The sequence below is a fragment of the Streptomyces sp. NPDC048479 genome, from assembly GCF_040651435.1.
Classification (GTDB): domain Bacteria; phylum Actinomycetota; class Actinomycetes; order Streptomycetales; family Streptomycetaceae; genus Streptomyces.
In genome coordinates this window covers 1-8,868 of the sequence record NZ_JBEZKA010000075.1, presented here as the reverse complement: position 1 = coordinate 8,868, position 8,868 = coordinate 1, and the positions used below count along the sequence as shown (strand labels likewise).

The window sequence follows — 8,868 nt, the reverse complement described above, 5'->3', positions numbered from 1 at the left end:
ACCCTCCCGCCCCGGCCCCGGACGACCCCAAGGCCGAAAGAACACCCGGCCCACACCCCGCCACGACGTGCACACACCCCGCAAGACACAACCTGCGAAGCAGCGAACGAAGAAGTCAACTACCCCACGACCACGCTGCACAGGTTAAAGATCAAGTTAGTAGACAGCACGCCGTCATCCTTCTTGCCTTGCTACTGGCAAATACGCACACCCAATGTCTTCAAAAAGCGACGACTCCTGGGGAAGACTGTCAGGTGTTGACAGGTCCTCCCATGCTCGGGAAGCGAAACGATCGTCGTTGTCGCCCGCTGGGCGTCCACTGACGAGAGCTTCCGCCCCACGGTCGCCGACGTAAACCTCGATCGTTCCGGGGTACCCGGGTTGTCGTTGTCCGGCTGTTGGCGGGGCGGCACCGGGTGAAAGCGAAGGTCGTACAGAGCGATGGACCAAACAGTGGCGCCTCTCACGGGCCGAGTCCGCGAGCTTGAGCGCATTGCCGCAGCGGCACGTCGAGCAAGGGTGGGCTACCCGTCCACAGTGGTTCTGACAGGTGACGCCGGCATGGGAAAGAGCGCGTTGTTGCAGGCCGCCCTTGGAGGGTTGAAGGACTTCGTCTTGCTCCAGGGGCGGGGATCGCCCTCGTCTGCACCCGAACGCTACGAACTGGCCAAGGATCTACTCAGCACTCCGAAGGGCAAACCGCTGGCTTTGGGCAGCGTCACCGGCGCCACGGCGCAGCTGCTGGACCTCGTGGGAGAGGCGCAAAGGCAAGGGCCTGTCGTCCTCACGGTGGATGAATTGGAAAGGGCCGACCGAGAGTCGAGTGAAGCACTGGCACTCCTCGTACGTCGGCTGCGTCCGGGCGACAAGGTCGTCGTCCTCGTGGCATCACGAGCGACGTCGGCCCATGTGGAAGCGACCTGGCAGCGGCTGGAGCGGGACTGCCCGGATGTGGAGCATCTGTCGGTGCGGGGGTTGGATTCCGCTGCCGTCGCTCAGCTCGCCCGCCGACACGGCGTGCGCCTGGACGTGTGGGAGGCACAGCGGCTGCGAGATCACACAGGCGGCAGTCCACTCCACTTGATGGCACTGCTACGAGAGGTGCCCACGCAGGCCTGGCGTACGTTGCGCGACTACCCCGCTCCACGGGACCATGCCCAACTTGTGGCCGAGCGATTCGGATGTCTCTCCAAGACGGCGTCGGACGTGACGTCGGCCCTGGCCGTGCTGTCGCGGCCGACATCATTGCCTGAGCTGCGCGCCATGGTGGAGACGGGGAGTTTGGACTCCGGACTGCACGAGGCAGCCGAAGCCGACCTGCTGAAGTTCGACGCCCGTTTCGACCCGCCCAGGGCCGAGATTCATCATCCGCTGATCGCCGCTGCGATCCGTGAGACGCTCACGGTGGAGCATCGGCGGTCCCTCCACCTGCGGGCAGCGGAGCTCAGTGTGGGTGGCAGTGCCGTGGAGCACCGCGTGTCGGCGGCCGAAGGGCTGGACACGGCGCTCGCCGACGAGCTCGTGGAGCTGGCCGATGACGCCCATGGGCGGGGCGAGCACCGGCTTTCCGCTCGGTACTTCGCTTGGGCACAGCAGCTCTCCCCTCAGGCAGAGGACCGGGAGCGCCGGTTTCTGTCGTCATGCTACGAGCATCTTCTGGACGACGACGTGGCATCCGTCATCGAGGAAAACGATGCCGTACAGGGTTGCGCGGAGTCGTGCGAGCGTGACTTGGTGCTGGGCATGCTGGCGACGCGCCAGGGCCAAACCTCCGAAGCGATGCAGTTGCTTCGGCCCGCGCTGGCAATCGCGCAGCGGACGGGGCCACCGCGGTTGGTCGCCCGTCTGTCCGCTGCGTTGGCCGAGGCGTATCACTACTGCGACTGGCCCGGCGACGATGCCTTCGCCGCTGCGCAAGCCGTCACCGGGCAGTTCGTCGATCCGGTGATCACTGCGGAACTGCACGCCTTGCGGTATGCCCATATCGGCGCCTCAAGAGGTGTTGACGCCGCCCTGCAGCAAATTTCTGACTCGAACATGCCGGACGACGCCACGCTCGTGCCACTGGCGGAGACGGATGCCCTGATCATCAGGGGCCTGTTCCACTACAAAGCCGGCGATCTGGAGATGGCCACCACCGACTTGGGCACCGCCAGTAGGAGGGTGCGGGCTGGAAGCTCAGCAACAGTCGCAGCACTTGGCGAGTGCACTGCCGCCGTAGCCCACTGGTTCACCGGGGCGTGGGACCAGGCAGAAGTGCACGCCGAACTCGCAACGGATATCGCTCGGGAGGTTGACCTGCCACTCGCCCATGCTGTTGCGGCCCTGACACCGACCAGCCGGGGGGACATGGATGCGGCGGACCGACACCTGGCCGCCGCGGCAGCACGGAGCCGGCCGGGACTCGCCCCGAATGAGATTCTGATCCACGCGGTTGTCGGGGGGGCGTACATGCACGCCACGGGTTTCAAGGAGTGGCCTGGCGTTTTCCTTGAGCCCTCGATCGTCGACGAAGCCGTTGAGCGCGCTCTGCGCTGGAAGGCCGACACCTCGTTGATCTTCTTGGCTCTCGGAATGGTTATGCAGCAATCGCCGGCCAAGGCGGGAGCAGTGCTGGACGTATTGCCCAGGAGACGTGCGGCCCCAGCCTGGGTTCACATGGCTCGCGGCTGGGTTCAGGGCCTGTTGGTCGAGACCTGCGGAGATCCGGACGGCGCGCTACGGACATGGAAGCGGACCACGGAAGCCTATGGGGAGGAGAAAGCGGCCCCCCTGCTGCAGGCTCATCTCCATCACGACCTGGGGCGCTCGCTCATGACGAGGGGCGAGGAGCGTCAAGGGGGCCAGGCGCTGCGACGTGCCTTCGACGCGTACCGCGATCTGGGAGCGACGGTATTCGCGCGTAAGGCGGAGGCCGCTCTTCGTGGCGTGCCTGGCACAGGTAGTGGGGCATCGACTGCCATGTCCGCTCTCACAAGCCGGGAACGGGAGATCGCCAGACTCGTCGGGCGGGGTTTGACCAACCGAGAGATTGGCAGCTCACTGTACGTAACCGAGCGGACCGTCGCTTTTCACCTCACGAACATCTTCAACAAGCTGGGAGTGCGCGGCCGTAGGGAACTCCGCGACCTGGTGCAGTCCGTCTGACCGGGCCACGGTCGTTGGCGCCCACGGCTGGCGGCCGGCGCGCCGAAGCGCCTGGGGGGCGTAGCCGCCGGTCGGTCGGCTTCCCTTGGGACTACCTGCGAGTAACTGGCTGGAATGCGCAGGCCGCTGGAACGAGATCGCGACAAGGATGAGGTGGCGTCGCTATGGAAGGTGACCCCGGTCATCCTCCGGCGGCAGCCCTGCTTCGCACTGAGGCAGGGCGCCCGCCCCCCTATTCCGAGAGTGGAGGGGCGGGCGTATTCAGACAATGCGCCCCGACGAGCGCGTCCACCTGATGCAGAAGCCGGTCATGAGCACATTTCCGCATCATCATGGAGACTCGTGGCGGCCGAGCAGGGAGAGCAATGACGTTCATGCGCGCTGTCGAGGTGGCAGCACCCGGCCAGAAGTTTGAGATCACAGGAAGGGAGGTGCCGGAGCCCGGTACGGGGCGGGCACGAATCGTCGTGGAAGCGTGCGGTATCTGCCATACAGATGCCGCGCTGGTTTACGGGTGGCCATGAGATCGCAGGCCACATTGATGCCCTCGGCCCGGGGACCAAGGGGTGGGCGGTCGGCGACCGCGTAGGCGTGGGCTGGTTCGGCGGCAGCTGTGGGCAGTGCAGGACGTGCCGGGAAGGTGATTTTGTACTCTGCGCCGACCTGCAGGTACCCGGTCTGTCCTACCCCGGAGGTTTCGCCGACTCCATTGTTGTACCCGTGGACGCGATGGCGAGAGTCCCCGATGAGCTCACGGCTGCAGAAGCCGCACCACTGATGTGCGCAGGCACCACGACCCTTAATGCCCTGGTCGGCAGGGAAGCACGCCCCGGTGATCTTGTGGCGGTGCTTGGGCTGGGCGGGCTGGGACACCTCGCCACGCAGTTCGCTGTAAAGCTCGGCTTTCGGACTGCGGTGATTGGGCGTGGAAAGGATGACGAACCTCTGGCGCGCACACTGGGCGCTCACCACTACATTGACAACGCCGAGGAGGATCCGGCGGCCGCCCTTTCAGGCATGGGCGGTGCAAGTCTCATCGTAGCGACTGCTCCCAATGCCGACGCGATGAGCGCGACGATTGATGGCCTCGCCCCCCGCGGCCAGCTGGTGCTCGTCGGGGCCACGCCCGATCCCCTGAAGGTGAATCCTCTGCAGCTCATCGGCGGCAGCCGCACGGTCGTCGGTCACAGCGCAGGTACGGCACGTGACGCCGAGCGGACGATGGCCTTCGCCGCAGTCACTGGCGTCCGGCCGATGGTGGAGACGGTGGCTATGGAGGACATCGGCGCAGCGTTCGAACGGATGCTCGGCGGCGCCGCGCGCTTCCGCATGGTGCTCGTTACGGGCAATCACTCGTCAGCTGTCTGACCACGGCTCAGGCCGGCGCAGTGGGGAGCCGCGCAACTGCCTACTTCCCGGCCGGATGAAGTGCTGCGGCGGAGCCGCCGAGCCGCCCTTGACCAGGGCGGCTCGGTGGCTCCGTGAAGCGCCAGCGCCCTATCTGTAGCGGTACCCGCCTCTCCACGCGAGAAAAGTGCAGCCAGTGCCCCACACTCACCCGCTGCGACCGATGCATTTGAAGCACAACTCGGGTTTCACTTCTCCGCACGTGCGGCCGTTGCCAACCGCGTCAAGCTATCGGTTCACGGCGCTGAGGTTTCCGCACAGCGCTCGGTCGGCAATCGCGGGCCGCACCGCCGTTGCAGACAGAGTGAGAGCATGGGGACTGGATCACGACCTCCAGGAGCCGGCCTCTCTCGTGGTGAGCGAACTGGTGGGCAATGCTGTGAGGCACGCTACGGGCCCCATGCACGTGTTGGCAGCCTGCGGTCCCGACTGGCTCGACCTGGCAGTCAGTGACGGCGGAGCTGTTTTCACTCCCCCGGCCGCTCAGTCGACGCTGCTCGAATCCGGCCGCGGCCTGCTCCTGGTCGACGCGATGAGCAGTGCGTGGGCTGTCCTGCCCGAAGCGGGCGGCAAGACTGTGGCCGTACGCCTGCCGGCCGACGCTCCGCAACCTGAGTGGCTTCCCGGAGGAGGTCCTCCCTGTGAGGCAAGACTTCCTGCGGCCATCGGCTTCATGCAGTGGGCTCGTGAGGGAGTGTGAAGGATCGACAACGGTAGCCGAGCGCGACCATGAGGAGGGGGAGGTGTTCGGCCGAACGGTGTCCCACCAGGCCCTGCCCAGCCGATCAGGGAACGCTGCGCGTCGACAGGCCCACTCCCACCGAAGAGCAGCGGATCCCCCAGCTGGCAGTGGCCACATATTCGGCATCAAACGGTTGTGTGTGCTTCCCGCAGATTTCTGCGTCAGACCATGATCGGCGGCGCGTCGGCGAGCCCCAAGTGTCGGCCCAACGACCGGGTCGGCCGCCACGCTCAGCCCCGTCTGGCCGAAGTTGTGGCGGACGGGCGGGACCAGCGGTGCAACAAGCTGCGTCAACATCAGTGAGGGCCGCACGGAACTGCGGTTGACAAATCTGTGGGAACGGGCCGGGTCTCAGTGCGCGGGTTCTGCTCCCTCACGTACATCGGCTGCTGGTTTCTGCTCCCCGAGCAAGAGGCAGGTCACCGTGCAACTGTCCAAGGTGAACAGGCGGTTCCGCCGTGGGGTGCGCGGTGGCCCTGACCCAGCATGATGTGCTTCGTCTGCTTGAATGACTGCGTTCGGCCGGGCACCGGAAGATCGAAGAGGAAGGTGTCCGGACCTGCGCCACCCTCGACGAACACCTCGACACGTTTTGAAGCCGGGCCCTCGATCACATCCGGTTCACCTCGTCCTCGACGCCACCTGCGTCAAGGCCGCGCCGGCCACCGGGTCGTCTCTCAGGCGGCCGTCACCGACCGCGCCGCATACCCAACCGCGATCACACCGACAAAGTGCCCGACGGGGTCTTCCCGGACTGCAACCAACGGCACGAGTGACGTCGGCAACGAAGTCGCCATCCTCTCCGGACGCCAGCAAGCAACGGAAAATCTTGGCACCCACCAGCAACCTCGGGCGGGGCCAGACGTCTATCGGGGCGAAGGCGTCGCCTTCAGCCACACCTAGCCATCGTCGAATGACATGATCCAAGGAGCGGTATGTCCGCACGACACGTCACAATACGCCCCTCTCTTCACAGCAAGCTGCGCACCACTGTGGGAGCGTCGACTGCCGCCGCCGCGCTGATCCTCGGCGGCGCCCTGACATCGCACGCCAGCGGGTCCAAGCCCGGGTCCAAGCCGGCCCCCGCCACCGCTGCGGACAGTGCTGCCGCCCCCGAGTCTCGCCCCGCGGACAGTACAACCACCCCCAAGTCCCTCCCCGCGGACAGTACAACCACCCCCAAGTCCCTCCCCGCGGACAGTACAACCACCCCCAAGTCCCTCCCCGCCCAGGCACCTACCCACATGTGGGCGCCGGGACAGTAGCAGCTGTTACAGAAAGGGGCTGCCGGGAGTGTCACCCCGGCAGCCCCCGCCGACCCTCAGGAGAGTCATGAGGACAGCGATATATCCAGTCGTCCCCAGCCCTGCCTCGGCGCGTGCCGCCCAGGGCGTACCCCGCCGAGGGTGGCAATGGCTGCTGCGTGGCCTGTCGGAGCGCCATGATGAACCGATCCAACTGGCAACGACACAGTCCGTGATCACACACTCAGTGCACCCCGAGGACGGCTCCGCCGGCATCGACGAGCTCTACCACCATCGCCGCCTGGACCTCGTCCGTCTCGCGCTGCTCCTCGTCGACGATCTACCCACCGCCGAGGACGTGGTGCAGGACTCCTTCGCCGCGCTCTTCCGGCGGCACGGAGCCGGACTGCTGCACGTGAGCGACCCGGAGGCCTACGTCCGAACAAGCGTGGTCAACGGCGCGCGTTCAGTGCTGCGCCGCCGCAGGACCGCGCGCGCGTACGTACCCGAGCGGGAACGGCACGCCCCACCCGCCGAAGAACACGTACTGCTTGGCGAGGAACACCAGGAAGTACTCAAAGCCCTGCGCCAGCTCACCCGGCGCCAGCGCGAGGTGCTGGTCCTGCGCTACTGGTCCAACCTCAGCGAGGCACAGATAGCCGACACCCTCGGGGTGTCGCGCGGGACAGTCAAATCCACGGCCAAGCGGGCGCTGGACGCCCTTGGTAAACAGTTGGGAGTCTCTCGATGAAGGGACGCAGCACCCAGCTCGACCGGGATCAAGAAGCGCTCGAACTCCGGCTCCTGGCTGCCCTGCAAGCCCGGGCTCACAGTGTCAGCCTGCGCGATCTGCGGCCCGCACGCCCCCCGTCCGAGGCTGGCCGACGCCGCTTCCCAACCACCACCACGCTGGCCCTGCTCGTTCTGGCAGCCGCGGTCGCCAGCGTTGTGCTCGGCGTGGGCCAACAACAGCAGCCACAGCCGGCCAGGCCCGCGAGTCCGTCAGCGCCGCCATCGCCGAGCGACGAATCCCATACGTCGCCGTCGTCGTCGCCGTCGGTGCTGCCGCCGCCGGTGCTGCCGTCTCTGTCGTCCCTGCCCAAAGACACCGGTAGGAAATAACCTGCTCGGCTTCACTCCGCGCCAGCAGAACCCGCACGGAAGCACAGCCGCAGGGCCTGGAACCGGGTAGTGGAGACGGTCTACCAGCCGCTCGGCGGGACTTTGATCTTGTGGACCAGAGCGATCAGCAAGTCGCGCTCACCATCGGAAATCCGAGGGGTACATCTTGATCGCTCGCGACCGCCACGCACGTGCCGGGCAGAACGGTCAGGGTGTCGGTGTAGCGGGCGTCCATGCTCGCGTTGGAGAGGTAGCGGCGGGGAAACGTGATCCATTCGTCGTGAAGTTCGGCCAGGACCGCGGTGGCGAGGCGCAGGACGGAGTCGGGTTCGGGAAGACCTGGACGGCGTCGGTGCGGCGTTTGATCTCCCTATTCAGCCGAAGACGCTTTGCTGCCCCGTTCACTCGGAGCACAGGAGCGGAGTGTGTACGCGCAGCCCGTTGATGGGATGCTTCGGCCTCATGAGTCGATCGAGTGACACGGGTCACACCCCTTCGTGGCAGGCTAGGTATTCACCCTGATGCCGGCAGCAATGTCACTGGCGCACGGTGAGGTGTGGGACGGCCCTGCCCCACGGCCCACTGATCACGGCGAATGACGGTGTCCCCTCCAGGCGCCTTGAGCTGTGCCCACCGACCTTGGGACTGCTGAGCCGCCGCAACATACCCGAGCAAAGGCACGGTGAGTCACCAACAAGTCGTCGGACGCGCATATCCACGCAGCTGTGCCCGACCCACCCTACGGCCTCGTCCGACACAGGCATGCAACCGAAGCGGTGCCCAGCTTCCATACGTTGCCGATAAGCCCACTGACATCCCATTGATGCTGGCCAGTCGGCGCAGAGACTGCCGCAGGACGTCAGGAGGAGCGGCAGATCGTGATGCTGCACGAGTGATGAAGGTAGGCCCTTCGGAGCCGCCCTGCGGGGGGAGGCTTCAAACCGCCACATGCTGCGGAAGCGGTGACGCGACCGTGGTGAGCGATGCGGAAAAGGCGTCCAAGAGGCGTCAGGTGGGGATCAGGAAGACGGAGCGCGAATCCCCGTCAAGGGGGACGCTGTTGACGCGTCGTTAAGGATGAAGCGGCATCAAAACCGGGGGTTACTTTTTGCCCCGGGATGAGCCTGGCGGATACCCGATCTACTGGCCAGGTGGTGCCCGGCGTAGAGGCGACGTGATCCTGGTCTGCGGCACTCGTGCGGAACG

General features: G+C 66.2%; 4 protein-coding genes and 2 pseudogenes. 5 read left to right on the top strand and 1 reads right to left on the bottom strand.

What is annotated here, in order from left to right:
• Positions 1-441: 441 nt before the first annotated feature.
• The 5 genes and pseudogenes from AB0D12_RS40595 to AB0D12_RS40575 all read left to right on the top strand — a co-directional run bounded on the left by AB0D12_RS40595 (position 442) and on the right by AB0D12_RS40575 (position 7,291).
• Positions 442-3,147 (top strand): AAA family ATPase, encoded by a 2,706-nt coding sequence (locus AB0D12_RS40595; protein WP_362694947.1) that lies wholly within the window; start codon positions 442-444, stop codon positions 3,145-3,147.
• 495 nt (positions 3,148-3,642) lie between these two features.
• Positions 3,643-3,819, top strand: a pseudogene (locus tag AB0D12_RS40590) (alcohol dehydrogenase catalytic domain-containing protein); the annotation flags it as partial.
• A 57-nt stretch (positions 3,820-3,876) separates the two neighbouring features.
• Positions 3,877-4,515, top strand: a complete 639-nt coding sequence (locus AB0D12_RS40585) for a zinc-binding dehydrogenase (protein ID WP_362694950.1) — start codon at positions 3,877-3,879, stop codon at positions 4,513-4,515.
• Between the two features lie 202 nt (positions 4,516-4,717).
• Positions 4,718-5,254 carry an ATP-binding protein gene (locus AB0D12_RS40580; RefSeq protein ID WP_362694944.1) on the top strand — a complete coding sequence of 179 codons (537 nt, stop codon included), beginning with the start codon at positions 4,718-4,720 and terminating at the stop codon, positions 5,252-5,254.
• Positions 5,255-6,628: 1,374 nt separating this feature from the next.
• Positions 6,629-7,291, top strand: coding sequence for a sigma-70 family RNA polymerase sigma factor (locus tag AB0D12_RS40575; protein WP_362694941.1), 663 nt, complete (start codon positions 6,629-6,631; stop codon positions 7,289-7,291).
• 495 nt (positions 7,292-7,786) lie between these two features.
• Here AB0D12_RS40575 and AB0D12_RS40570 read toward each other — a convergent pair.
• Positions 7,787-8,043: pseudogene (locus AB0D12_RS40570) on the bottom strand (transposase); the annotation flags it as partial.
• Positions 8,044-8,868 lie beyond the last annotated feature (825 nt).